This is a genomic window from Streptomyces sp. NBC_01304, from assembly GCF_035975855.1.
GTDB lineage: Bacteria > Actinomycetota > Actinomycetes > Streptomycetales > Streptomycetaceae > Streptomyces.
This window is the reverse complement of sequence record NZ_CP109055.1, coordinates 2,915,593-2,941,542: the sequence shown is the minus strand read 5'-3', so window position 1 is coordinate 2,941,542 and position 25,950 is coordinate 2,915,593. Positions and strand designations below refer to the sequence as shown.

General features: G+C 72.0%; 20 protein-coding genes. 12 read left to right on the top strand and 8 right to left on the bottom strand.

What is annotated here, in order from left to right; translation table 11 throughout:
- The first annotated feature begins 248 nt into the window (after positions 1–248).
- Complete coding sequence (gene phsA / locus OG430_RS12700) at positions 249–2,138, top strand: O-aminophenol oxidase PhsA (protein WP_327352578.1); 1,890 nt, start codon at positions 249–251, stop codon at positions 2,136–2,138.
- Positions 2,139–2,259: 121 nt separating this feature from the next.
- Complete coding sequence (locus OG430_RS12695) at positions 2,260–2,883, top strand: PDZ domain-containing protein (protein ID WP_327352577.1); 624 nt, start codon at positions 2,260–2,262, stop codon at positions 2,881–2,883.
- A gap of 67 nt (positions 2,884–2,950) precedes the next feature.
- Here the strand turns inward: OG430_RS12695 and OG430_RS12690 are convergent, their stop codons facing one another.
- Positions 2,951–3,712: a phosphodiesterase gene (locus OG430_RS12690; RefSeq protein WP_327352576.1), complete on the bottom strand. Its 762-nt coding sequence runs from the start codon at positions 3,710–3,712 to the stop codon at positions 2,951–2,953.
- A gap of 109 nt (positions 3,713–3,821) precedes the next feature.
- On the opposite strand from OG430_RS12690, the gene OG430_RS12685 reads away from it, so the two are divergent.
- Positions 3,822–4,451 (top strand): LysE family translocator, encoded by a 630-nt coding sequence (locus tag OG430_RS12685; RefSeq protein ID WP_327352575.1) that lies wholly within the window; start codon positions 3,822–3,824, stop codon positions 4,449–4,451.
- 146 nt (positions 4,452–4,597) lie between these two features.
- Positions 4,598–5,725, top strand: coding sequence for an aminopeptidase P family protein (locus OG430_RS12680; RefSeq protein WP_327352574.1), 1,128 nt, complete (start codon positions 4,598–4,600; stop codon positions 5,723–5,725).
- A gap of 42 nt (positions 5,726–5,767) precedes the next feature.
- Here OG430_RS12680 and treZ read toward each other — a convergent pair whose 3' ends face one another.
- Together treZ and OG430_RS12670 are read right to left on the bottom strand one after the other, a co-directional pair.
- Positions 5,768–7,516, bottom strand: coding sequence for a malto-oligosyltrehalose trehalohydrolase (treZ, locus tag OG430_RS12675; protein ID WP_327352573.1), 1,749 nt, complete (start codon positions 7,514–7,516; stop codon positions 5,768–5,770).
- Positions 7,517–7,662: 146 nt separating this feature from the next.
- On the bottom strand, positions 7,663–8,571 hold the full coding sequence (locus OG430_RS12670) for a GNAT family N-acetyltransferase (protein WP_327352572.1): 909 nt from the start codon (positions 8,569–8,571) through the stop codon (positions 7,663–7,665).
- Between the two features lie 252 nt (positions 8,572–8,823).
- Here OG430_RS12670 and OG430_RS12665 point away from each other — a divergent pair, with 252 nt between their 5' ends.
- Both OG430_RS12665 and OG430_RS12660 read left to right on the top strand, forming a co-directional pair.
- Positions 8,824–9,372, top strand: a complete 549-nt coding sequence (locus tag OG430_RS12665) for a DUF1707 and FHA domain-containing protein (RefSeq protein WP_327352571.1) — start codon at positions 8,824–8,826, stop codon at positions 9,370–9,372.
- A gap of 182 nt (positions 9,373–9,554) precedes the next feature.
- Positions 9,555–10,001, top strand: a complete 447-nt coding sequence (locus OG430_RS12660) for an SSI family serine proteinase inhibitor (protein WP_327352570.1) — start codon at positions 9,555–9,557, stop codon at positions 9,999–10,001.
- Between the two features lie 99 nt (positions 10,002–10,100).
- Here the strand turns inward: OG430_RS12660 and OG430_RS12655 are convergent, their stop codons facing one another.
- Together OG430_RS12655 and lpdA are read right to left on the bottom strand one after the other, a co-directional pair.
- A complete protein-coding gene (locus OG430_RS12655) occupies positions 10,101–11,378 on the bottom strand; it encodes a M14 family zinc carboxypeptidase (RefSeq protein WP_327352569.1) in 1,278 nt (425 codons plus the stop codon).
- A gap of 208 nt (positions 11,379–11,586) precedes the next feature.
- The gene (lpdA, locus tag OG430_RS12650; RefSeq protein WP_327352568.1) at positions 11,587–13,032 is read right to left on the bottom strand and encodes a dihydrolipoyl dehydrogenase; all 1,446 of its coding nucleotides are present in this window, start codon (positions 13,030–13,032) and stop codon (positions 11,587–11,589) included.
- A 102-nt stretch (positions 13,033–13,134) separates the two neighbouring features.
- Here lpdA and OG430_RS12645 point away from each other — a divergent pair, with 102 nt between their 5' ends.
- Positions 13,135–14,061: a LysR family transcriptional regulator gene (locus OG430_RS12645; protein ID WP_327352567.1), complete on the top strand. Its 927-nt coding sequence runs from the start codon at positions 13,135–13,137 to the stop codon at positions 14,059–14,061.
- Between the two features lie 2 nt (positions 14,062–14,063).
- Here OG430_RS12645 and treY read toward each other — a convergent pair whose 3' ends face one another.
- Complete coding sequence (gene treY, locus OG430_RS12640; protein ID WP_327352566.1) at positions 14,064–16,505, bottom strand: malto-oligosyltrehalose synthase; 2,442 nt, start codon at positions 16,503–16,505, stop codon at positions 14,064–14,066.
- 81 nt (positions 16,506–16,586) lie between these two features.
- On the opposite strand from treY, the gene OG430_RS12635 reads away from it, so the two are divergent.
- A complete protein-coding gene (locus OG430_RS12635; protein ID WP_327352565.1) occupies positions 16,587–17,897 on the top strand; it encodes an MFS transporter in 1,311 nt (436 codons plus the stop codon).
- On the opposite strand, the gene glgX is transcribed toward OG430_RS12635, so the two are convergent.
- Entirely contained in the window at positions 17,898–20,024 is a 2,127-nt protein-coding gene (glgX, locus tag OG430_RS12630; protein WP_327352564.1) for a glycogen debranching protein GlgX, read from the bottom strand. It abuts the gene before it with no gap.
- A 179-nt stretch (positions 20,025–20,203) separates the two neighbouring features.
- Here glgX and OG430_RS12625 point away from each other — a divergent pair, with 179 nt between their 5' ends.
- The 4 genes from OG430_RS12625 (at position 20,204) to OG430_RS12610 (ending at position 24,654) form a co-directional block, all read left to right on the top strand.
- Positions 20,204–20,995: a Tat pathway signal sequence domain protein gene (locus OG430_RS12625; RefSeq protein ID WP_327352563.1), complete on the top strand. Its 792-nt coding sequence runs from the start codon at positions 20,204–20,206 to the stop codon at positions 20,993–20,995.
- Between the two features lie 78 nt (positions 20,996–21,073).
- A complete protein-coding gene (locus tag OG430_RS12620; RefSeq protein WP_327352562.1) occupies positions 21,074–22,387 on the top strand; it encodes a copper amine oxidase in 1,314 nt (437 codons plus the stop codon).
- 142 nt (positions 22,388–22,529) lie between these two features.
- Positions 22,530–23,789 (top strand): SAV2148 family HEPN domain-containing protein, encoded by a 1,260-nt coding sequence (locus OG430_RS12615; protein ID WP_327352561.1) that lies wholly within the window; start codon positions 22,530–22,532, stop codon positions 23,787–23,789.
- 151 nt (positions 23,790–23,940) lie between these two features.
- Positions 23,941–24,654, top strand: a complete 714-nt coding sequence (locus OG430_RS12610) for a 3'-5' exonuclease (RefSeq protein ID WP_327352560.1) — start codon at positions 23,941–23,943, stop codon at positions 24,652–24,654.
- Positions 24,655–24,976: 322 nt separating this feature from the next.
- Here OG430_RS12610 and OG430_RS12605 read toward each other — a convergent pair whose 3' ends face one another.
- Positions 24,977–25,831: a phosphotransferase enzyme family protein gene (locus OG430_RS12605; protein WP_327352559.1), complete on the bottom strand. Its 855-nt coding sequence runs from the start codon at positions 25,829–25,831 to the stop codon at positions 24,977–24,979.
- Positions 25,832–25,950: the final 119 nt, after the last annotated feature.

The following is a 25,950-nucleotide window of genomic DNA, read 5'->3' as shown; positions in this document are numbered from 1 at the left end:
TCTTTTCCCGGTGAGGCGGAGGGGGCGGAGGGGCAGAAGGATCAGAGGGGGAGCTGGGATCGTAGCGGCCGGGTCCGGTCATGGGGGTTTCGCGCCGGATGAGCGCAGTCATCGCAACGTTTCGGCCGGAATGGGTTGTTCACGCAACCCGCCCTGTTGTGTGCGGGGTCTTCTGAGGTGCGTACGTACGCGACGCAGAGGCGACGCGTACGCGCACGACCACAGATCCACAACACGGGGGCACTGCCTTGACCGAAATCATCGAGCACTTAGTGGACCGGATCACCGGCGACCAGGGGGACGAAAAGAAGGCCGGGCGTGAACTGACGCCCTACGTAAGCCCGTTGAACATCCCGGCGATACTCCGCCCGCACCTCACCGACGTACGGCACGAGACCGAGATCGCCCTGCGGCCCACCTGGGTCCGGCTGCACCCGCAGCTGCCGCCCACCCTGATGTGGGGTTACAACGGCCAGGTGCCGGGGCCGACCATCGAGGTCCGGCGCGGGCAGCGGATCCGTATCGCGTGGACCAACCGCATCCCGGAGGGCTCCGAGTACCCGGTCACCGCCATGGAGGCGCCGGGCCGCCCGCCGGGCACGCCGCCCGCCTCCACCGAACCGGGGCGCGGTGGAGTCGAGCCGAACAAGGACGTCGCTGCGCTGCCCGCCTGGTCGGTGACGCATCTGCACGGCGCGCAGACCGGCGGCGGCAACGACGGCTGGGCCGACAACGCCGTCGGGTACGGCAACGCCCAGCTGTCCGAGTACCCGAACGACCACCAGGCCGTGCAGTGGTGGTACCACGACCACGCCATGAACATCACCCGGTGGAACGTGCACACCGGCCTGTACGGCACCTACCTCGTCCGGGACGAGGAGGAGGACGCCCTCCATCTCCCGCGCGGGGAACGGGAGATACCGCTCCTCATCGCCGACCGGAACCTCGATACCGACGAGGACGGCAGCCTCAACGGCCGGCTGCTGCACAAGGCCGTCATCGTCCAGGACAAGAACCCGGAGACCGGCAAGCCGGTGAGCCGCGCCTTCACCGGCCCGTACACCACGGTCAACGGCCGGATCTGGCCGTACGCGGACGTCGACGACGCCTGGTACCGCTTCCGGCTGGTCAACGCCTCCAACGCCCGGATCTACAACCTGGTCCTGGTGGACGAGGACGACAACCCGGTGCCGGGCGTCCTCAAGCAGATCGGCAGCGACGGCGGGCTGCTGCCGCGGCCCGTGCCGGTCGACTTCGACGAGGCGCTGTCCACGCTGACCGTGGCGCCGGCCGAGCGCATGGACCTGCTCATCGATTTCCGTGAACTCGCGGGCCGCCGGCTGCGGTTCGTCGACAAGGGCCGCGGGCAGGCGCCCGGCGTGCCCGACTCGGTGAACGACGTGCCGTACCCGCAGGTCATGGAGTTCCGCGTACGCGACACCGGATGCGGCGACTCCTTCGAGCTACCCGAGGTCCTTTCGGGCTCCTTCCGGCGCATCTCGCACGACATCGAGCACGGCCACCGGCTGATCGTGCTGACCGACCCGGCCACCAAGGGCGGCGGCGGTCACCCGGAGATGTGGGAGATGACGGAGATCAAGGGCGCCGATGTGCAGGTGCCCACGGAGGGGGTCATCCAACTCCGCGGCCCGGACGGCAAGGTGAAGACGTACCGTCGGACCTCCCGCACCTTCAACGACGGCCTCGGCTTCACGATCGCCGAGGGCAGCTACGAGCAGTGGAGCTTCCTCAACCTCTTCACCCTCGTCCCGCTCGACCACCCGATGCACATCCACCTCGCGGACTTCCAGGTGATGGGGCGTGACGCGTACGACGTGTCCGGCTTCGACCCGGCGCTCGGCGGCACGCGCGCGCCGATCGCCTTCGACCCGAAGAAGGAGATCCCGCTCGCGCCGAACGAGCGCGGCTGGAAGGACACCTTCCGGGTGCCGGGGGCCCAACTGGTGCGGGTCATGGGGAAGTTCGACGGTGCGTACGGGCGCTACATGTACCACTGCCACTTCCTGGAGCACGAGGACATGGGGATGATGCGGCCGTTCGTGGTGATGCCGAAGGAGGCGCTGAAGTTCGATCACGGGGCCGGGCACGGTGGCCACGACGGGGGTCACGGCGGCTGACCCCGCCGGCTTCGGGCGCCCTCGGGTCGGTCAGGTGTTCCCCGGCCCGGGGGCGCCCGTCACCCTTTCGTGAATCGTGCCGCGCCATGGCGCCGGGTAGAGCATCCGGCGGAGGCGAGCCATGGAACAGACAGCGTTGCGTCCCAAGTCGATGCCCGGCCGCACGACAGGGCCCGGGCCGAACGGTCACCGTCCGCATGCCGCACGGCGGCGCGGCAGGCGGTTGTTGACCGTTCTCTTCAGCACGTTCGTGGCCCTGGTGCTCGTGCTCGCCGGTGTCGGGCTCGGCACCGTCGGCGCCACGGTCATCGGCATGAGCAAGCTCGCCGACCTGCAGAAGCAGGCGGCGCAAGCGTCACCGGGCGGCAAACCCGGACAGCAGCCGGGCCCCTCGGGCAAGCAGCCCGGCGGGCAGGGCGGGCCGTCGCAGCAGGAACCCCAGGGCGGCCAGGGCCAGTCGGCCGGCCGGGGTCCCGCGCGGGCGACGATCGCGGTGGAGGCGGTCGACGCGGGCAAGGGCGCGGGGGCGCTGCTCGTCGGCGTGCACAGTCCGGGGCCCGGGTACACCGCGGGCCTGGTGCGCGGCGACGTACTGCTCGCGTTCGGCAAGGCGAAGGTCGACTCGGCCGCGGACCTCGCCTCGGCGGTCGCCGCGGCCGAGCCCGGCGAGGAGGTGACGCTGGCGGTGCGGCACGAGGGAGGCGGCCGGCAGACGCTCACGGTCAGGCCGGGGGTCGTCACGTAGGCCTCGGCCGTCTCTTGGGCCCTGCGCGGCCGCCGTGGGGCCTGCCTCGCACAGCCGCCGTCGGGCCTTACGCGGTCACCGTCCGGTAATGCGTCGTCAACCGGCCCTCGTCGTCCAGCACATGGAACGCGAGCCCGACCGGTGCCTCCAGGTCCGCCATCTCCGAGCCCTCCCAGGGCAGCCGCAGCGTCCAGGTCACTCCGGGGCCGACGATCAGCGGCCGCCCGGCGAAGGTGGTGGCGGCCGGGGAGTGGGCGTGGCCGGTGATCACGGCCTTGATCTGCGGGCGGCCGTCGAGGAGCCGGGCCAGGGCGGCGGGCTGCTGCAGCTGGTAGCTGTCGGGCAGCGGGTGGTGCAGGGCAACGGGCGGGTGGTGGAAGGCGAGCAGGGCCGGGGTGCCGGCGTCGAGGCCGTCGAGCGTGTCCTCGATCCAGGTGTACGTCTCGTCGTCGAGCAGGCCCTCGTCCGCGCCCGGGATGCTCGAATCGCACATCAGGATCGCGGTGCCGCCGACGTGGTGGACGCGATTGACGGGCCCGGACGCCGCGGGTTCGCCGAGCAGCGCCTTGCGGTAGGCCTCGCGGCGGTCGTGGTTGCCGGGGCAGGGCAGGACCGGGAAGGGGGCGTCCGCGAGGAGGCGGGCGGCCTCCTCGTACTCGGCCTCCGTGCCGTGGTCGGCGATGTCACCGGTGACGAGAAGCGCGTCCACGCGCGCGTGCAGCTCCGTCGCGTGCGTCTCCTTCAAGTGCTCGATCACGCGCCGGGCCCGCCGGGTCGCCCGCGGCGTTCCGTCGAGGTGAAGGTCGCTGATCTGGGCCAGCACGAGCATGCCGGGTTCCTCCTCGGTGACGAGCTAATGGTTACGGCATCATCTAACCATTAGGCGTGGTGCGTGAAAACCCCTGGTCCCGCGGCGATGCTTCGCGCAGGATGTCCTCATGCTCAGCACCCTCATGGCCTTCCTCGGCGCCTGCACCCTGATCGCCGCGTCCCCCGGACCCGGCACCGTCCTGATCATCAAGCAGTCGCTGCAGAGCAAGCGCTCGGGCTTCCTGACCGTGCTCGGCAACGAGACGGGGGTCTTCATCTGGAGCGTGGTCGCGGCGTTCGGGCTGACCGCGCTGCTCGCCGCCTCGCAGGTCGCGTACGACGTGATGCGGATGGTCGGCGCGATCGTGCTGGTCACCTTCGGCGTCCAGGCGCTGCGCCAGGCGCGCCGCAAGAAGGCGGGCGAGGCCGGTGCGGGGGAGGCGTGGGAAGTGCCCAAGCGCTCGGACTGGGCCTCCTACCGGGTCGGTCTGCTGAGCAACATCGCCAACCCCAAGGCGGCCATCTTCGCGATCTCCTTCCTGCCGCAGTTCGTTCCGGCCGGCGCCCCCGAACTGCCCACGATGGTCCTGCTCGGCGCGATCTGGGCGGTGTACGAGGTCGGCTACTACGGCCTGTACGTCTGGTTCGTCAGCCGGATGAAGACCTTCCTGTCGCGCGCCGGCGTCCGCCGCCGCCTGGAGCAGATCTCCGGTGGCGTCCTGGTCGCGCTCGGCGCGCGGATGGCCCTGGAGAGCTGACGCCAGAGCCGTGAGGCGGGCTGGACAGGCTCTTGAGGCGGGCTGGACAGGCCCTTGAGGCGGGCTGGACAGGCCCTTCAGAGCGCACGCCAGAAGATCCGTTTTCCCGCTCGCGCCGACCCGCGGCCCCGAGGGAGGATGCGGTCATGACCACTGCAGCGCCTGCCCCGTTCACCGCCGACGACTACAAGGCCCGCATGGACCGTGCCGCCCAGGCCGCGGCCGACGCCGGCCTAGCCGGAGTCCTCGTCGCGCCAGGCCCCGACCTGGTGTGGCTCACCGGCTACCAGCCCACCGCCATCACCGAGCGGCTCACCCTGCTCGTGCTCGCCGCCGGCTCCGAGCCCGTCCTGGTCGTGCCGACCCTGGAGGCCCCGGATGCCGAGCGGGCCCCGGGCGCCCCCGCGCTGACCCTGCGGGACTGGACCGACGGCAAGGACCCGTACGCGGTCACGGCGCCGCTGCTCGACGTCAACGGCCGCTTCGGCGTGAGCGACAACGGCTGGGCGATGCATCTGCTCGGACTGCAGCAGGAGCTGCCGACCACGTCGTACGCCTCCCTCACCGAGGCCCTGCCGATGCTGCGCGGCGTCAAGGACGCCCATGAACTGGAGCGCCTGACCGCGGCCGGGGCCGCCGCCGACGCGACGTACGAACAGATCCTCAAGGTGCGCTTCTCCGGGCGCAAGGAGAACGACGTCGCGGCCGATCTCGCCGCTCTGCTCAAGGAGTTCGGGCACTCCCAGGTCGACTTCACCGTCGTCGGATCGGGCCCCAACGGCGCCAACCCGCACCACGAGGCGGGCGACCGCGTCATCGAGCGCGGCGACATGGTGGTCCTCGACTTCGGCGGCCTCAAGCACGGCTACGGCTCGGACACCTCGCGCACCGTGCACGTGGGCGAGCCCACCGACGAGGAACGACAAGTGCACGACACCGTGCGCATCGCCCAGGACGCGGGCTGCGCGGTGATCCAGCCGGGCATCGCCTGCCAGGACGTCGACCGGGCCGCGCGCGCCGTCATCGACGACGCGGGCTACGGCGAGTACTTCATCCACCGCACCGGCCACGGCATCGGCGTCACCACCCATGAACCCCCGTACATGATCGAGGGCGAGGAGCAGGAGTTGGTGCCCGGCATGTGCTTCTCCGTGGAGCCGGGGATCTATCTGCCGGGCCGGTTCGGGGTGCGCATCGAGGACATCGTGACCGTCACCGAGGAGGGCTGCCGGCGGCTCAACAACACCCCGCGCGAGATGGCGATCGTCGAGTAGGCCCCACCCACGAGTCACGCGGGCGGGGCCGGGCGGCCGGGTTCACGCGGGCGGGGAGAGCACCACGCACGACTCGGGCGGCAGCCCCAACACCCCGTCCGCGCCCGGCGGTTCCACCGTGTCCCACGCGGCGAGGATCCGCGCGGCGCCGCCCTGCAGGGGGATCTCGGCCGGCTCCTTGGCGAGGTTCACCGCGACCCGGAGGTCGCCCCGGCGGAAGGCGAGCCAGCGCGCCTCCTCGTCGAAGGCGACCCGGACCGCCGCCAGATCGGGGTCGATCAGGTCGGGCTGACCGCGGCGCAGGGCGATGAGCTCGCGGTACCAGGCGAGCACGCGCGCGTGGTGGCCGGTTTCGGGCTCGGACCAGTCCAGGCAGGACCGCTCGCGGGTGCCGTGGTCCTGCGGGTCGGGGATGTCCTCCTCGGCCCACCCGTGAGCGGCGAACTCCCGCCTGCGGCCCCGCCGTACGGCCTCGGCGAGCTCCGGGTCCGTGTGGTCGGTGAAGAACTGCCAGGGCGTGCCCGCCGCCCACTCCTCGCCCATGAACAGCATCGGCGTGAACGGCCCGGTCAGGGTGAGCGCGGCGGCGCAGGCGAGCAGGCCGGGCGAGAGGGACGCCGAAAGGCGGTCGCCCTGGGCGCGGTTGCCGATCTGGTCATGGGTCTGGGCATAGCCGAGGAACCGGTGCGCGGGGGTGCGGACCCGGTCGACGGGGCGGCCGTGGTGGCGGCCCCGGAAGCTCGAATACGTGCCGTCGTGGAAGAACCCGGACGTCAGCGTCTTGGCGAGCGCGGCGAGCGGCGCCTGCGCGAAGTCCTCGTAGTAGCCCTGGGATTCACCGGTGAGCGCGGTGTGCAGGGCGTGGTGGAAGTCGTCGTTCCACTGGGCGTGCAGGCCGAGCCCGCCCGCCTCGCGCGGGGTGGTGGTCCGCGGGTCGCACAGATCGGATTCGGCGACCAGGAACAGCGGCCGGCCACTCGAGGCGGCCAGCTCGTCCACGGCGCCCGACAGCTCCTCCAGGAAGTGGCACGCGCGCGTGTCGCACAACGCGTGCACGGCATCGAGGCGGAGCCCGTCGATCCGGTAGTCCCGCAGCCAGGACAGCGCGCTGCCGAGCAGATACGCGCGGACCTCGTCGGAACCGGACGCGTCGAGGTTGACCGCCGCGCCCCACGGGGTGTGGTGCGTATCGGTGAAGTACGGGCCGAACTCCGGAAGGTAATTCCCGGACGGGCCCAGGTGGTTGTGCACCACGTCGAGGACGACGCCGAGCCCGAGCCCGTGCGCCGTGTCGACAAAGCGCTTGAGCGCCTCGGGCCCGCCGTACGGCTCGTGCACCGCCCACAGGGACACGCCCTCGTAGCCCCAGCCGTGCCGCCCCGGGAAGGGGCACACGGGCATCAGCTCGACATGGGTGATGCCCAACTCGACGAGGTGGGGCAGGCGTTCGGCCGCCGCGTCGAGGGTGCCCTCGGGCGTGTACGTACCGATGTGCAGCTCGTACAGGACGGCGCCCTGCAGGCCACGTCCCGCCGGCCCGGACCGCCACGCGTACCGCTCGTGGTCGACGACGGCGCTCAGGCCGTCGGGGCCGTCCGGCTGGCGTGCGGCGCGCGGATCGGGACGTACGGGCCCGTCGTCGAGCAGATACCCGTAGCGCGCTCCGTCCGCCGCCTCGGCCTCCACCGCCCACCAGCCCGGGCGGTCCGGATCGCGCTCCAACGCGCGCGTGCTGCTCTCAAGTTGGAGCGCGACCCGGTCGGCTCCCGGTGCCCATACCTCGAACTGCATCGACGCTTCCCCCTCGTCTGTCGCTGCGTGTCCATCTTGCTTCACCCGGTGATCGGACCGGAGGGAAACGAGACGGAATTCAGACGTGATCCGGGGAAAATCTCAGACGGGAGCAGGGGACGACGAAGGCAGTGGACAGGCGGGGACTACACGAAGTCGATCCGCTTCTCCGTCACCGGATAGCCCGCCTTCGCGAAGTTCGCCGCCATCGGGAAGTTGCCCTCGTCGGTGGCCGCGACGATCCGCTCCACGCCCCGCTCGGCGAGGAAGTGCGTGCACTCGGCGAGGAGGTCGAAGGCGTAGCCGTGGCCGCGCTGTTCGGGTACGACGCCGATGAACCCGGCCGCGTACCCGGACGGGACACGGCAGGGCAGGTGCATGCCCACCAGGTCGCCCTCGGGCGTGTACGCCAGCTGCGGCCACGCCTCGGGGTACCAGCGGAAGTAGTCGAGGTCCTCCTGCGCCGCCTTGTCGAGGTCGTGCTCGGCGATGGCGCGCCGCGCGTGGGCGTCGAGGGTGTCGGAGTGGATGCGGCGCAACACGTCGAGCAGCACCTCGTCGTCGTCCTCGCCCCGGAACTCGAGGCGGCCGGGGCGCTCGGGCAGGCCGAGGTCCGCGGTCCAGGTGTACCTCAGGCGTTCGACCAGCTGCCGCTTGCCCGCGGCCTCGGCGGCCGCGATGCGCAGTTCGGCCGCCGCGCGGGTGGCCGGTTCGTCCTTCCAGGCGGCCGGCAGGATCAGCTCGTACTCCGTGTCGAACGGCGCCGTGCGCAGCAACTCGATGCCTGCGGCCAGCTCGCCCTCGGCGATGTCCAGCCAGTTGATGTTGACGGGCTCGGTGTCCTCGGGCGCGCCCCACCAGGCGGCGCGCGCCACGACCTTGTCGTCACGCAGGGCGACGTACGTCCACTCGGGACGGTAGTCGCCGCCCTCGGCGTAGGTGGCGTACCGGATGCCCATGACGGCGCGGCCCACGAGAGCGGAGCCGGGGTCGGCAAGGGTGTTGAAGAGATGTGCGTCGCGCTCGGTGAGCGCGCGGATGACCAGATCGGTCACTTGGAATCCTCCGAAGAGCGGGTGCGCTCCCGGTCAGATCCGGGACGCCGGCTGGCAGGGGCGGGAGCGCGACAACAGGGATGTGATCTTCACGGCACTCGCCTCCTTCCAGCGGTGTGGGCGTCGTCGGTGATCTTACGTTCAACGCCCTCCCCGGTCCAGGGATTTGTCGTGCGTCTTCGCGCAGGTCAGCGACGGGTGAAGTTACCGGTTTTCTGGACACCGGGGGCGCGCTGTCCGACAATCACGAACGTGACGTCGTCCTTCGAGTTCCCCACCTATCCTGCGCGGCTTTCCGACGCGGAACGCGACAAGGTGCTCGAAGCGCTGCGCGACGGCGTTGCCCAGGGCCGGCTCTCGCACGACACGTTCGTGCGCCGCATGGAGCTGGCGCTGTCCGCCCGCAGGTCCGACGAACTCGCCGTCCTCACCGCCGACCTGCCGAACGAGGGGCGCTGGACCCGGCGGGTGACCGACGCGGTGGGCGCCGTCTCGGCGTTCACGGTGCGGGTGCGCAGGGCGTGGCGGGCCGAGCGGCTGCCCAAGCTGCTCCTGCCGGCGCCGGGGCCCTTCCCGCTGCGCATCGGGCGCGACCCGGCCAACGGCCTGCGGCTGAGCCACGAGACGGTCTCCCGGATCCATGCGGAGCTGCGTCTGCAGGGCGGCCTGTGGGTGCTGCGCGACCTCGGCTCGACGAACGGCACGAGCGTGAACGGGCGGCGTGTGGTGGGCGCCGCGGTGGTCCGCGAGGGCGACCACGTGAGCTTCGGGTCGATGGCGTTCCGGCTCGCCGGTTACTGATCGCTGTTCCTGAAACGCTTTCCAAAACCGGGCATTTGCGACCATTTGGAGCATGTGTCACGTTTCTGCACGTCCCGTTCGAGTGAGCACAGGTGATCGTCGGGCCCCGGTGTGTCGATGCATCCAGCGGCGCGGGAGTTCGCCCGCGCGCATCGACGAACGCAAGGAACGGTGACGGTCACATGGCTCTCAAGGCCGAGTCGGTACGAAGTGGTCTGCTGGCGACTGCCGCGGCGGGCGCCCTGCTCCTGGCGGGCGCGGGCACGGCGCAGGCGGACACGCACGAGGAGAAGGGCGCGTTCCCCGGCAACTGGATGATGGTCGGCACCATGCAGGGCGACGACGCCTTCGGGCCGATCGACCTGGAGTCGCTGCACTGTCCGCCGCTGCGGGGCAGCGGCCACCCGCGCGCGCGGGAGGCCTGCCGGGACCTGCGCGCGGCCGGCGGCGACATCAACAGGATCAAGCCCCGCGACATGATCTGCACCAAGATCTACCAGCCGGTGACGGCGGCCGCGTACGGCATGTGGAACGGCCGCAGGACCGTGTACGCGAAGACGTTCGGCAACTCCTGCGAGATGTACGCCGCGACGGGCTCGGTCTTCAAGATCACCAAGATGGCCAAGTAGTCACCGGGCCGGTGCGGCAGTGACCGGGCCGGTCCGGAAGTCGTCGGTCCGGCAGTCGCCGGTCCGGCCAAGTGGACGCCGGGCACGCGCGCGTGGAGCTCAAGCCGCTTCCACGCGCGCGTGCCGCGCGGCCGCCAGCGTGGTCCGCGCCTGGTGCTCGACCTGGTCGGCCAGCGGCACCCAGCGGGCCTTGAACCGCACCTCGAAGGCCGTGCACCAGTGCGCCACGAGCCGCTCCAGGCGCCGCGCGTCCGGCTCGTCCGCCGCGCCGGCGGCGTCGAGCACGCGCAGCGCCATCGCGGCCGCCCGCAGCGGCAGCCGGCGCCCGAAGGCGTCGATGCTGTGGATGTACGTCATCGACGCGTGCGGCGGCGGAGGCAGCTGCCAGTCCGAGGCGAGACCCGGCACCAGACCGAGGGCCCAGTGCGCGGCCCGCAGCATCGGAGCGCAGTCCGCGGGCAACTCCTCGTCCCGGGCGCCCGCGAGGCCCGTCGCCGCGAGAATGTCCTCGACCCGGCCGGCCTGGGTGTGCAGGCGCCGCGAGATCCGGTGCAGGGCCAGCTGCGGTGCGGGATGCCGGGAGGTGTCGTCCACCAGGTCGCTCGCCCACATCGGCACCTCGACGATCGCCGTCAGTCCGCCGTACCGGTGCGCGTGGTGCCAGGAGGAGCGGGTGACGTCCTCGGGCAGGCTCGGGAAGAGCGGGTCCGTGCCAGGCTGCGGCATCACATGGACGCCGGGCCCCGAGATCGGCCAGCCCGCGGCGTCCGAGGTGTTGGTCTCTATCGGAATGTGCAGCTCCGCCGCCGACTTGGCGAACGGCTCGGCGAGACCGGGGATGTCCTTGGTCAACTGCACCCAGCTGCCGCCGACATCGGTGGCGTGCAGCGACACCTGGAGGTAGGGCCGCAGCTCGTCGATCGTGCCGAGCAGCGCCCGGGTCTCGGGCGGCAGCCGGTCCGGCGGCAGCATGGAGGGCGCCCACTCGGGCTGCTCGGGGCCGGCCGGGCGGAAGAACCCGCGGTGGTAGTCGAAGAGCGTGCGGGGCGCGGGCGAGCTGTACAGGCTCGCGCCGTCCGGGTCGGCGCAGAGCAGGAAGTGCCAGGAGGTGTCGTGGCGCAGCTTGCGTTCGTCGACGACCTGACGGGCCAGATGGAGCGCGGTGGGGCCGCCGACCGGTTCGTTGGCATGCGCACCCGCGACGACCAGGACGCCGCGCTCGGCGCGGCCCACGGACAGCAGATGCAGGGGACGCCCTGCGCGGGACGTGCCGACCTGGCGTAGTACGCACAGCTCGGGCCGCTCGGCCGCCAAAGCCCTTGCGGTCAGGACGAGTTCGGTCGCATTGGGGTAGTGCTGCTCCGTCAGGTGACTCACCCCCGTATGGTCCTCCCGGCGTGCGCAACCGCAGTACCCCACGGTCCGAAATCACTGTCAAGAGGCGTGCGGCGCGGGGCCGGGGCGTCCGCGTACGCGGGTGCGCGGGTCGGGACCGTAGGGCTTCACGGACTCTGCCCAAACGCCGGACGGCTGACTCATCGGCCCGTCCGGCGTTCGAGGACATCGCCCGCACGCGCGGGGACTCTCACTGCTGGTGCAGGCCGCGCCCCGCGAGGGTCAGGAAGGTCTCGCCGACCGCCTCGGACAGCGTCGGGTGGGCGTGGATATGCCGGGCCACATCGCCCGGTTCGGCGTCCCAGCCGACGATGAGCTGGCTCTCGGCGATCATCTCCGACACATGCGGGCCGACCAGGTGGACGCCGAGGACCTGCCCGCCACCCTGCACGGCGACGACCTTCACCATGCCGCCCTGGCCGTGCACCATGCCCTTGGCCACGGCCGTCAGCGGCATCGTGTTCACGTCGACCTCGTGGCCACGCGCGCGTGCCTCCGCCTCGCTCAGGCCGACGGACGCGGTCTGCGGCGACGAGTAGGTCACGCGGGGCACGGCCGCGTAGTCGACGGGCGGCGAGGCGAGCCCGGCGAGCGTCTCGGCCACCAACAGGCCCTCCGCGAACGAGGCGTGGGCGAGGCCGAGCGAGGGCGGCGGCAGCAGATCACCGACGACGTGGATGCCGGGCACGGCCGTCTCCAGGCGGTCCCAGTCGGCCGGCGCGACGAAACCGCGCTCGTCCGTGGTGATCCCGGCCGCCGCGAGGCCCAGGCCGTCCGTCACCGGGGCGCGGCCCACGGCGACCAGGAGCCGTTCGGCGTCCAGGGTGCGGATCTCGCCCCGCGCGGTGCGTACGGTGGCGCGTACGCCGTCCTCGAGCACCGTGGCGCCCTCCAGCCGCGCACCGACCTGGACGTCGATGCCGCGCTTCTTCAGGCCGCGGGTCAAGTGGCGGCTCACATCGGCGTCTTCGAGCGGTACGAGGCGGTCGGCGGCCTCGATCAGGGTGACGTCGGCGCCCATGGAGCGGTGGAACGACGCGTACTCGACGCCGATCGCGCCGCCGCCCAGGACCAGGACGGACTGCGGCAGGCCCGGTGCGAACAGGGCGTCGTCACTGGTGACCACGCGCCGCCCGTCGGGCTCCAGGCCCGGCAGCGTACGCGGCCGTGAGCCGGTCGCGAGGACGATGCCCCGGCGCGCGGTGTAGTGACGGCCGTCGACCCGCACCCCGCGCGGACCGGTCAACTCCGCGCTGCCGTGCACGACCTGGACGTTCGCGTGGCCGAGGTGGGCCTCGACGCCCTTGTGGTTGCGGGAGACGATGTCGTCCCTGGTGGCCACGAGGGCGGACCAGTCGATCGAGTCGACGCTCGCCTTCACGCCCCAGCGCTCGCGGGCCTCGCCGATGCCGTCGACGAGCTCCGCCGCGTGCAGCATGGCCTTGCTGGGGATGCAGCCGCGGTGCAGGCAGGTGCCGCCGACCTTGTCGCGCTCGGCGAGGATCACGGTGAGGCCGAGGTGGGCCGCGCGCAGGGCGGTGGAGTAGCCGCCGGTGCCGCCTCCGATGACGATGACGTCCGCTTCATTGGTCACTGCCGCGGCGTTCTCTGCTGCGATGTCTGCTGCGTTGTTCATGATCGAAGCCTCCCTCCGGACCTTGCCATGAGTCCAAGGCAATGTTTTTGTGGGCTCGATGCACAGCGTTTATGGCGTTCATGGAAAGGCCGGGGTCCGGCGGTGAGCCTTCGACAGATGGAGTACTTCCTGACGGTCGTCGAGGAGTCTTCCTTCACGAGGGCGGCCGAGGCGCTGCACGTCACGCAGCCCGCGCTCTCGCACCAGATCAAGGCCCTGGAGAAGTCCGTCGGCGGCGCGCTCCTGGAGCGCATGACGCGCGGGGTGCGGCTGACCGCCATGGGCCGCGCCTTCCTGCCGCACGCCGAACTCGCCGTGCGCAGCGCCCAGCAGGCCCAGCGGGCGGCCCGCGCGGCGGCCGGGGCCGAGGGCGGCGAGCTGCACATCGCGGCGATCCACGCGGTGGCGGTCGGCATCCTGCCCGAGGTCTTCGCGCGCTGGAGCCGCGCCCACCCCGGCGTGCAGCTGCTGCTGCACGAGTACGGCACCACGGACGAGTTGGAGGAGCAGGTCGAGCGGGGCGTCGCGGACCTGGCGCTCGGCCCGGCGCCCCAGTACTGGACGGGGTCCGTGATCCCGGTCGGCGAGGAGGAGATCGTCCTCGCGGTGCCCTTCGACGACCACCTGGCCGGCCGCACCACGGTCAAGCTTCCCGAACTCGCCGACCGCCCCTGGGTGCGCTGCGCCATGGAACCCGTCGTCCAGGGCCAGCGCTTCCTCGACTGGGCCTGCGGCCGGGCCGGCTTCACGCCGCGTACGGCGGTGTGGACGGAGCACACGTCGACGGCGGTCCGGATGGCGGCGGCGGGCGTCGGCATCGCCACCGCGCCCTCGCACGTCGTACGCGGCGCGGTGGGCGAGGACTGCGTGGTCCTGTCGGTCGACCCGCCCTGGCGCCGCCCGCTCACGGTCTTCTCGCGAACGGAGCCGGCGGGCGCGGCGGCGAAGTTCGTGGAGGTGCTGCGCGGGACGCTGCCGCCGACGCAGGTGCCGGAGCCTCCGGACCGTGCCCAGGAGGTCGCCCCGTGACGTCACGTGGTGCCTGTTGACTTCCCCACCCCACCCCCACCCCGCTCTTCTCGCAGCCGCACCAGCAACGCGACCGGCCGCCCCTCGAAAATCTCCGCCACGCGCGTGTGCCCCGAGAACTCCCGGACCGACTCGCCCTCGGCGGCGAGCACATCGACGTACCGCCCCTCGGGCAGCGAGAGCGACGTGTCCCGCCAGCCGCCCGCCCGCGCAAGGCGGAGCGAGAGCCGGGTCACCGCCGTGATCACCTCGCCGGAGCGGGCGAAGGCCACGCAGTGGTCCGCCGCGGGGCCACGCGCGCGCAGTGGCTCGTACGTCGCCGACTCGCCGAAGACCTCGGGGCGGCCGCGGCGCAGGCGCAGGGCCGTGGTCGTGAGGGCCGGCTTCTCCGCGTCCAGGCCCTCCGGCTTCGCGGGCTCGAAGCTCACCGGACGCCGGTTGTCCGGGTCGACGAGCTCGCACCGGACCTGCTCCGTGCCCTGGTACAGGTCCGGCACGCCCGGCATCGTCAGGTGCAGCAGGGCCGCGCCCAGAACGTTGGCCCGCGTGTGCGGCGCGAGTTCGGCGCGGAAGGACTCGACGACGCCCCGCAGGGCCCCGCACGGCCCCGCCGCCACGAACGCCGCCACCGCCTGCTCGTACACCGCGTCGGGCTCGGTCCAGCCGGTGTAGAGCCCCGCCTCGCGCGCGTGCTTGAGCATCGCGTCCCGCAGCCGGTCCCCGCCCAGGGGGCCGGCGCCGACGGCGGTCTGCCAGGTCGCCCACGCCAGCTGCCGGTCGGGGGCGTGGCCCTCTTCGTCCTGCTCCATCGCCGCCGTGACCCGGTCGAGGAACTCGCCCCACCGGTCCGGGCATTCGGAGAGCACGGCCGTCCCCGCCCGCACATCCGCGCTGCGCTTGGTGTCATGCGTGGACAGCACCGTCCCGGTGGCCGGCCAGTCCCGCTGCAGCCGCGTACAGAAGGCGTGGAAGGCCTCAGGAGCGAGCGCGGGCGCCCCGGGGCTCCCGCCCACCTCCGCGGCCGACAGGAGCGGCACATAGCGGAAGCAGGCCGTGTCCTCGACCGCCTTCGCCCGCAGCGCCGACGCGGTCTGCGCGAACCGCGCCCGCAGCACCTCCGCCTCCTCGGTCCCGGAGCCGCCCAGGAGCAACTCCCGTACGTAGTCGACCGCCTGGGCCTCCTCCGGCACCGCGAAACGCGACCGGGCCTCCTCGGCGGCCCGGTCGGTGAGCACCGCGCGGTCCGCGTCCCCGGCGCCGTACGGCCGGTACACGGGCAGCCGCACCAGGAGCTCCCGCAGCGCGGCCCGCAGCGCCCACGGGGCGTGGTCGTGCAGCTCGGCGCAGACGTCCGCGGCCCGCACCAGGCGGTCGACCTCGGCGGCCAGCTCGTGCGTGACCACCTTGTACGCGGCCCGCCGCACCGTCGTCCCCCAGTGCCCGCCCCGGTCGCTCTCCGGGCTCGCGAACGCCCGGTAGCGGCCGAGGAGTTCACCCACGCCCTCGGGGTCCACGAAGAGCCCGTCGATGTGCCGCAGCGCGTCGTACCCGGTGCTCCCCGCGACCGGCCAGACCGCGGGCAGCTGCTCGCCGTCGGCGAGGATCTTCTCCACGACGGTCCAGCGCCCGCCCGTCTCCTCGTCCAGTTTCCGTAAGTACGCGCCCGGGTCCGCGAGCCCGTCCGGATGGTCCACCCGCAGGCCGTCGACCACGCCGTCGCGCACCAGCTCGAGGATCTTCGCGTGCGTGGCGTCGAAGACCTCCGGGTCCTCGACGCGCACCCCTATGAGGTCCGAAATGGTGAAGAAACGCCGGTAGTTGAGCTCGGTCCGGGCGAGCCGCCACCAGCCGAGCCGGTACCACTGCACTTCGAGCAGCTCCGGCAGCGGCAGCCCGGCGCTGCCCTCCCTAAGAGGGAACTCGTGGTCGCCGTAGCGCAGCACGCCGCCCGTCACCTGCAATTGCCCGAGCTCGGCGCCGAGCCGGTGGGCGAGGACGGGCAGCAGAACCCGTCCGCCGCCGGCCTGCCAGTCGATGTCGAACCACCGCGCGTACGGCGAGTGCGGGCCGCGCCGCAGCACGTCCCACAGCGCCCGGTTGTGCCGGGGGGCCGCGGCCATGTGGTTGGGCACGATGTCGACGACCAGGCCGAGCCCGTGCGCCCGCGCGGCCACGGACAGGGCCCGCAGCCCCTCCTCGCCGCCGAGTTCGCCGCGCACGCGCGCGTGGTCGACGACGTCATAGCCGTGGGCCGAGCCGGGCACGGCCTCGAGGACCGGCGACAGATGCAGATGGGAGACCCCGAGCCCCGCCAGATACGGCACGGCCGCCGCGGCCGCCGCGAAGGGGAAGGCGGGACTCAGCTGCAGCCGGTAGGTGGCCGTGGGCGGCGCGAAGTTGCGGATGGGGCGCGGTGGGGTCGTACGCACGTCCTCAGGCGTCATGCGAACGTACGTACCCGCCTGGGCGGCTTTCGTGCAATCGGGGCCCCCTTCGGTCGGCCGAGCGGTCGTTAGCGTCGGACGATGGCTGACAGGGACACGGCCCCAATGGGGGCAATCGGGATGTATCGGCAGGTCGTCGCGCTGACCGGTCCGCTGCTCCCGGTGATCTCCTTCCTGGGCCGACTGCCGGTGGCGATCATCCAGTTCGGCAGTGTGCTGCTGATCCACGAGACCAGTGGATCGCTGGCCACCGGCGGCATCGTCGCCTGTGCGCTCGCCCTCGGGCAGGTGGCCATGGGCCCGTACGTCGGGCGGCTCGCGGACCGGCTCGGCCAGCGGTCGGTGGTCATCGCCTTCTCGCTGGCCAACGCCGTGGCCCTCGCGGTGTACCTCACGGCCGCCCTGCTCGGCCTGCCCACGCCCCTGCTCGTCCTGTGCGGCGTGCTCGCCGGTGCCTCGGTCCCGGGCATCGGGCCGCTCGCCCGGGCCAGGACCGTGGCCCTCGCCCGCCGCGCGGGGGCGCCGGAGCGGGTGGTCGGCACGGTGCTCACGCTGGAGGGCACGATGGACGACGTGTCCTTCGTGCTCGGCCCGGCCGTGGTGGGCCTGGCCGCGGTGGCCGGACACCCGGGATACGCCTTCGCGTTGGCGGCCGTCCTGGTCGCCGTGTGCGGCACGGGCTTCGCGCTGCACCCGACCGCGCGGACCCCGCAGTCGGTGCGCGCGCGTGCGGAGGGGGATCCCGCACGCGCGCGTACCGGGCGGCGCCGGCTGCCGCGCGAGGCGTACGTGGTGCGCGTCGGCCTCGCCTTCGTCGGCATCCTGCTCGGCGGCTGCGGTGCGGGCATCGGCGCCCTCACGCAGGAGTTGGGGCACGAGGACCAGGCGGGCCTCGTCTATGCCGCGATGGGCGTCATGAGCGCCGTCGTCGGGGTCTCCATGGCGGCCCTCCCGGAGAGCTTCGGGCTGCATCTGCGCTGGCGCCTGGCGACGGCCGCCGCGGCACTGCTCTCGCTGCCGCTGGTGTGGACGGACAGCATGCTCGGCCTGTACGTCGTGGTGACCGTCTTCGGCGCGATCTTCGCCCCGAACCTCATCACCGGGTTCGGCCTCACCGAGCGCGCGGTACCGGTGGAGCGTCTAGGCGAGGGCATGACCTGGGCGGTCAGCGCCTTCGTCGGGGGACAGGCCGTCACGCTCGCGGTGGCCGGGCGGCTCGCCGAGTCGTACGGCGCCGGCGCGGCGTTCGCCGTCGGCAGCGCGGCGGCGGGCCTCGCCTTCGTGGTCGCCCTGCTCGCCCGGCCGGGCAGGACTAGCCCGGCCGTGACGGGCCGCATCCCCGGCGACGTACGAGAAGCACCCGACGTGCCAGGCGTCTCCGAAAAGGTGTGATCAGGCGGGCCGTTGCAGCACTGTGAGGCTGCGGTCGGTCAGCTGCAGCCGCTCCCCGGCGCCCACCTTCGGGCCCTTGCCGGGCGGCACCCCCTCCGGCCGGGAGGTGTCGACGACCACCTGCCACTGCCGGCCGTGGTCGACCGGGACCACGAACTCCTGCGGCGTGGGGGAGGCGTTGAACATCAGCAGGAACGAATCGTCCTGGATGCGCTCGCCGCGTGCGCCCGGCTCGGAGATCGCATTGCCGTTCAGGAAGACGGTGAGCGCACGCGCGTGTGCGCGGTTCCAGTCGCGCTGCCGCATTGCCTTGCCGCCCGGGGTGAACCAGGAGATGTCCGACAGGTCGTCGTGCGTGCCCTCGACCGGCCGCCCGTGGAAGAACCGCCGCCTGCGGAAGACCGGATGGTCGCGCCGCAGCCACGCCATCGCGCGCGTGAAGGCCGTCAACGACCCTTGGGCGTCGTTCTCGTCGTCGGGGTCGGGCCAGTGCACCCAGGCGATCTCGCTGTCCTGGCAGTAGGCGTTGTTGTTGCCGCCCTGGGTGCGGCCGAGTTCATCGCCGTGGCTGAGCATCGGGACGCCCTGCGACAGCATCAGGGTGGCGATGAAGTTCCGCATCTGGCGGTCCCGGAGTTCGCGCACCTCCGGGTCGTCGGTCTCGCCCTCCGTGCCGCAGTTCCACGAGCGGTTGTGGCTCTCGCCGTCGCGGTTGTCCTCGCCGTTGGCGGCGTTGTGCTTCTCGTTGTACGACACCAGGTCGCGCAGGGTGAAGCCGTCGTGGCAGGTCACGAAGTTGATCGAGGCCAGCGGGCGGCGCCCGTCGTCCTGGTAGAGGTCGGACGAGCCGGTCAGCCGGGACGCGAACTCCGCGAGCGTGCGCGGCTCGCCGCGCCACAGGTCGCGCACGGTGTCCCGGTACATGCCGTTCCACTCGGTCCACAGCGGCGGGAAGTTGCCCACCTGGTAGCCGCCCTCGCCGACGTCCCACGGCTCGGCGATCAGCTTCACCTGGCTCACGATCGGGTCCTGCTGCACCAGGTCGAAGAACGACGAAAGCCGGTCCACCTCGTGGAACTGCCGCGCCAGCGTCGCCGCGAGGTCGAAGCGGAAGCCGTCCACGTGCATCTCGGTGACCCAGTAGCGCAGCGAGTCCATGATCAGCTGCAGGACGTGCGGGGAGCGCATGAGCAGGGAGTTGCCGGTCCCGGTGGTGTCCATGTAGTAGCGCGGGTCGTCCGTGAGCCGGTAGTAGGAGGCGTTGTCCAGGCCCCGGAAGGACAGGGTGGGACCGAGGTGGTTGCCCTCCGCCGTGTGGTTGTAGACCACGTCCAGAATGACCTCGATGCCCGCTTCGTGCAGGGCGCGTACGGCCGACTTGAACTCCAGGACCTGCTGGCCCCGGTCGCCCCACGAGGCATAGGCGTTGTGCGGGGCGAAGAAGCCGATCGTGTTGTAGCCCCAGTAGTTGGCGAGGCCCTGGTCGGCCAGGCGGTGGTCGGTGACGAACTGGTGCACCGGCATCAGCTCGATCGCGGTCACGCCCAGCTCCGTGAGGTGCTCGATGACCGCCGGGTGCGCGAGGGCGGCGTACGTACCGCGTAACTCCTCGGGAAGCGCGGGATGCAGCTTGGTGAGGCCCTTCACATGGGCCTCGTAGATCACCGTCTCGTTGTACGGCGTGCGCGGCGGCCGGTCGTCCGCCCAGTCGAAGTAAGGATTCACCACCACCGAAGTCATCGTGTGCGGCGCCGAGTCCAGGTCGTTGCGCTCCTCCGGGTTGTCGAAGTGGTAGCCGTACACCTCCTCGCCCCAGTCCACGGCGCCGCTGACGGCGCGCGCGTACGGATCGAGCAGCAGTTTCGCGGAGTTGGTGCGCTGCCCGTCCCCGGGTTCGTACGGTCCGTGCGCGCGGAAGCCGTACCGCTGCCCGGGCATGATCCCGGGCAGGTAGGCATGCCGTACGAACGCGTCGGACTCGCGCAGTTCCACCGCCGTCTCCGAGCCGTCGTCGTGCAGAAGGCACAGCTCGATTCGGTGGGCGGCCTCCGAGAAGACCGCGAAATTGGTGCCGGCGCCGTCGTACGTCGCGCCGAGCGGATACGCCTGTCCAGGCCAGACCTGCATGGATACGACTCTTCCACTACCTGCGCGCGAACTGGGACGGACTTCGCAGAGAGTCTCCCCGAAAGTGAGGCAACCAGTCGGGTGTTGTGTCCGTCATACAGAGCGACCAGAGCTACGCAGCATGCCCTTTGGCGGGACACCGGAGGCATCTGCGGACATAGGGGAAGTAGGGGGATGATGTGCGCAATCTAGTGCGCCAAAACCTCGGCAAAGTAGTCGCCGGTGCGGCCGTCGCGCTCACCGGTACGGCCATCGCAGTGGCCGTCGCGCTGCCGGGGGCGGCGGGGGCCGGGGAGCGGGACGCCAAGGCCGAGGCCAACGCCGCGGCCCAGCAGGCCGTGCGGCCGGGCGTCGTGGAGAAGGCGCCCGCCGAGGGGGACAAGGGCGTCGGCAGCGACCCGCTGACCGACGACGAGATCAAGAAGGCCGAGCAGCTCGCCATGGGCGGCGGCCTGCAGCGCTCCGCGCGGGACGTGGAAGGGGATCGGGGCCCGCAGCACCTGTCCACCAACCTCACCGAGGTCGACCCGTCCGAGGTCGGCGACGCCACACCGGCGCGCCGCGCCGAGATCGTCTACTACGACTACAAGGCCGACGCCCTCGTCACCAAGACGGTCAATCTGGACACCGGCAAGGTCGAGGACACCCAGACGGCGAAGGGCGCCCAGCCGCCCCCCGCCAAGGACGAAATGCGCGAGGCCGCCGAGCTGTTGATCGCCGACCCGCTCGGCGCCGACCTCAAGAAGGACTACAAGGACGCCACCGGCAAGGCCCTGACCTCGGCGGACCAGCTGGAGCTGAGCGGCTTCATCTTCCGCAAGGCCACCGCACCCCGGGCCCCGGGCGCTCTCGCGAAGTGCGGCGAGCACCGCTGCCTCTCCGTCGTCAGCAAGGTCGCCAACGGCCCCTGGATCGACACCAGGAACCTCGTCGTCGACCTGAGCGACCGCAAGGTGACCAAGCTCGGCTGACCCGGCGCGCCCGCGTCCGGTTCCGCACACCTACTTGTTCTCGTTTTCCTGCTTCCCCGTACAAGGGAGTCACTTCGCATGCACGTCAACAGACTTGCGGGCGCCCGCAAGCGAGCCGCCACGGTCCTCGCGGCCACCGCGCTCCTGGGCACCGCCGTCGCCGCGGCCGGCCCCGCCACCGCCGCCCCGAGCGCCCCGCAGGCCCCTGCCGCGGCGCCGGGCTGTTCGGCCGCGTACCAGATCGAGCAGACCCTCGACGGCGGCACCACCTGGCGCATGTGCTGGCACTACAACACGCTGTCCGGGGTCGTCCTGGACAACATCAGCTACCAGCCGAAGAACGAGCCCAAGCCGATACCGGTCCTCACCAGCGCCCGCCTCGCGCAGGTGCACGTGCCGTACGACGACGGCGAGGCCGAGTACGACGACGTCACCGGCACCGACTTCGGCCAGGCGCTGCAGCCGCTGAAGCCCGCCGAGTGCCCCGGCGGCACCATCAAGACCGTCAAGGTCCAGGGCACCGGCAATGTGAACGGCCTGTGCACCACCACGCGCGCGCGTGGCCACGCCTACCGCATGTCGCCCATGGGCCAGCCCAACAAGGTCTGGCAGTCCCAGGGCAAGGACCTGCTGATCTACTCGGTCAACAAGGCCTCCTGGTACGAGTACATCACCGAGTGGCGCTTCTCCTCCGACGGCACCATCACCTCCAACGTCGGTGCCACCGGCAGCCTTTCGCCCTACGACTACAACGGCGCGGACGGCCGCGGCTGGCCCATCGGCAAGGGCGCCCGCGACTACGCCGAGTCGCACAGCCACAACGTCTTCTGGCGCCTCAACTTCGGCCTCGACGGCTCCGCGAAGTCCAAGGTCGAGCAGTACGACTCCAAGGTCACCGCGCCCGTCGGCGACGGCTCACCGAAGACGAAGACGACCCGCACGCCCGTCACCAAGGAACTCACCGGCGACGTCAAGGGCATGCGCTGGTGGCGCGTCGTCAGCACGGCCGGCAAGAACAAGGACGGCCACCCGCGTTCGTACGAGATCGTCCCCGGCCACACCGTGAAGCACCCGGGCCGCAACTTCTCCAACCACGACGTGTACTTCACCGAGTACAAGAAGTGCGAGGCGTGGGCGAGCGGCAACTACGGCTGCGGCGGCCCCAACGCGGCGCCCCAGAGCGTCGACAACTATGTGAACGGCCAGACGCTGACCCACCCGATCACGTGGGTCAACATCGGGTTCCACCACATCGCCCGGGACGAGGACCAGCAGCCGATGCCGGTCCACTGGCAGGGCTTCTCCCTCGCCCCGCGTGATGTGACCGCTATGAATCCGCTCACGCCCGCCGACCTCGCGAACCAGAACGGCAATACAGAGGGCGGGAGTTGAGCGAAGACCCTGTGGATCCTGCTGCACCGCCGGCCGCTCCCGGAGTACCCTTCCTTGATCGTCGAACGGGGTCTCGACCAGACCCCGCCCCGGTCCGGTAGGGGCACGATCGAATCCTGGGGGAGCGGAAGGCGGTGCGCGGGTGAACTCGGGTGGGCTGGAGTTGCCCCCTGGGGACGGAGGACGGGACGCTGATCCCGTATCGACTTCCGGCTCCGCGGACGTCCCGCCCTCAGCGGTGTCCCTGGCCCGTCCGATGGACGCGGCGTCCCAGATCGGCCCGGAGCTGGACTGGGGCGTTGACGCCTGGCGCGAGGTGCGTACGCGCGCCCAGCGGGCCGGGCGGGCCTACATCTGGCTGAACCTCGTGGAGCAGCGGCTGCGCGCCGTCGTGGCCGCTGTGCTCCGCCCCGTCTACGAACCCGTCCACGGCGAGGACTGGGTGGTCGCGGCCGCCGGACCGGCCGGTCAGGAGTGGGTCCAGCGCGCCGTCGCCGTACGCGAAGTCAGCCGCCGCAAGGGCTATTTGCTGGACCCGGCCGACGACAATGTGCTGAGTTTCCTCACTCTCCCGCAGCTGCGGGAGCTCATGGTGCAGCACTGGCCGTGCTTCGAGCCGTACTTCGACGACCGCCGCGACCTCGAGCTCGCCCTGGACGAGCTCGAGGTCACGCGGAACGTCGTCTCCCGCAACCGCGCCCTGTCCGAGACCGTCCTCGCCCAGGCCGAGCGGGCCTCGTCCCGGCTGCTCGACATACTCTCCGCCGACTCCGGCGTCCCCTCCGCGCGCCGGCTTCCGGTGGACGCCGTCGAGGATCTGGTCGGCGACCGGTACGCGGATGTGGTGGGCGTCCACCCGGACCGCGTACGGCTGCTCCGTCAGTTCCCGGCCGAGGACCTGTTCGGCGGGGCGCGCCGCCTCGACGCGATCGGGATAGGCCTCAATCTCCTCGTCCAGAACTTCTCCGGGCGCCGCCTGGTGCGGCTCGCGGAGTCCGGCAGCCGGGTGCGGCTGCTCTTCCTCAATCCCGCGTCCAGCGCGGTGCGGCGGCGCGAGCGGGAACTCGGCCTGAAGAAGGGCGAGTTGAGCCGCTCCGTCGAGATGAACATCCTGCACATGCGGCGGGTGCGGGCCCGGCTGAGGGACCCCGGGGCGTTCCAGATCCAGGTCTTCGACGAGACGCCCCGCTTCACCGCGTACCTGGTCGACGGGGACGGCCCGGACGGCGTCGCGGTCGTCCAGTCCTATCTGCGCCGCACCCGCGGCATGGAGGCCCCGGTGCTCGTGCTGCGCGGCGGGGGCCGCGTGGTGAAGCCGGGCGAGGAGGGCGAGCACGGGCTCTTCGAGACGTACCGCGAGGAGTTCGAGGCGGTGTGGGCGGACTCACGGGCGGTGTCCTGAGGGCGGCCCTGAGGACCGCACTGAGGACCGTACTGAGGACCGCACTGAGGACCGTACTGCGGGCGGAAACGGAATCCGGCCCTCGCATTGTCAGTGGCGCATGCGATCGTGAAGCACACCTGGGGGAGATGTACCAAGAAGGAGGGCCACGATGGGCTGGCACCGGGAGCTGCTGATCGGCTTCGACCTGGAAACCACCGGCACGGACCCGCGCGAGGCGCGGATCGTCACGGGGGCGCTGGTGGAGGTCAAGGGCGGGGAGCCGATAGGACGCCGGGAGTGGCTGGCCGATCCAGGCATCCCGATCCCGCAAGAGGCCGTCGACGTGCACGGCATCACCAATGAGCGGGCCACCTCCGAGGGCCGCCCGGCCGACCGGGTCGCCGACGAGCTCGCCCGCGCGCTCACCGGCTACTGGCTGGAGGGCGTCCCGGTCGTCGCGTACAACGCGGCGTTCGACCTGACGCTGCTCGCGGCCGAGCTCCAGCGCCACGGACTGCCGTCGCTGCGCGAGCGGCTCGGCGGGATCGGCCCCGCGCCGGTCGTCGACCCGTACACGATCGACCGCTCCGTCGACCGCTACCGGAAGGGGAAGCGGAACCTCGAGGCGGTCTGCACGGAGTACGGGATCGCGCTGGACGCGGCGCACGACGCCACGGCCGACGCCCTCGCCGCGGCCCGCGTCGCCTGCGCGATAGCGGAGCGCCACCCGAAGGTCGCGGCACTCGGCCCGGCGGCGCTGCACGTCAAGCAGATCGAGTGGTACGCGGAGTGGGCGGCGGACTTCCAGGAGTTCCTGCGGAGGAAGGGGGACTCGGGGGCGGTCGTTGAGTCGGAGTGGCCGGTTCGGGAGATCTTGGGCTGAGGCTGAGGCTGAGGCGGGGGTGGGGCGGGGCGGGTTGGGCCGGGCTGGAGCCGGGCCGGGGTCGGGGGAGCGGGCGGCGGGGAGGCTGAGCTGGGAGCGGCGGGCGGGCGGCGGGGCGGAGGGCGGGGGAGGCGAGCGGGGGCGAGCTGGCGGGCGCGGGCGGGGTCGGGCGGACGGGGTCGGGCGCCAGCGGGCGGGCGCGGGCGGGTGAGTCGGGGCTAGGTGGGGGGAAAGGGGCGTAAACGTGGGGCTAATGTCCCGGTTTGGCTGCCCCTTTTCCCCCAACTAGCCCCGGCTGGACGGTCCTTGGAGGTGCCGGCCCTCAGAAGGGGAGCCAGCGGATCGATGCGTCGGCGTCGCGGAGGGAGGCGACTCGGCGGCGGAACTCCGTAAGGGCCTTCGGGTTGGTCGGGGCGTGCTGGGACACCCAGGCGCAGCTTGCCGTCTCGCGGGCTCCGCGCAGGACCGCGCAGCCCTCCCACTCCCGTACGTCCCAGCCGTAGGCGGCGGTGAACGCGTCGTACGCGGCCGGGTCGAGTCCGTAGCGGTCGCGGGAGAGGGCCAGGACCACGAGGTCGTGCTCGCGGAAGTCGCTGGAGAACGTCTCCAGGTCCACCAGCGTCGGGCCGTTGGTCCCGACCTGGACGTTTCGGGGCAGAGCGTCGCCGTGGATCGGGCCCGGCGGCAGGTGCGGAGTCAGGGCCGCGGCTGCCGCGGCGAAGCCGTCCCTGCGCTCGCGCAGATAGTCCGCGTCGGCCGGGTCGATCGCGTCGCCGGCGAGGCGCAGCCAGCGCTCGACCCCGCCGAGCAGTTCACGGCGCGGCAGTGCGAAGGAGGGGGGAGGCAGGGTGTGCACCAGGCGGAGCAGGGGGGCCAGGTCGGCCGGTTCGGCGGGGCGGACCGGTGCGCCCAGGCGGTGCCAGAGCGTGACCGGATGCCCGTCCACCAGGCGGGGCTTGGACTCCGCGGCCCGTACGGCCGGGACCTCGCACGCCTCCAGCCAGTCCGCGATTCGCAGCTCGCGCCCGGCCCGGTCCAGGAGTTCGGGCGCGTCCCGGCCCACCTTGACGACCAGGTCGCCGGAGGCGAAGACGGCGTTCTCGCCGAGCGCCAGGAGCTCCGCATCGCCCGCCAGGCCGGCCCCGGCCAGCACCTCGCGCGCCCGCGCCTCGTCCATCACTTGCCTCCGCAACCGCAGTAGCCGCACTCGCGCGCTGAAGCGCGCGCGACGCACACCGAAACGGATACGCCGGTCATCGACGTATGCCGGTCATCGACGTGTGACGGTCATCGGCG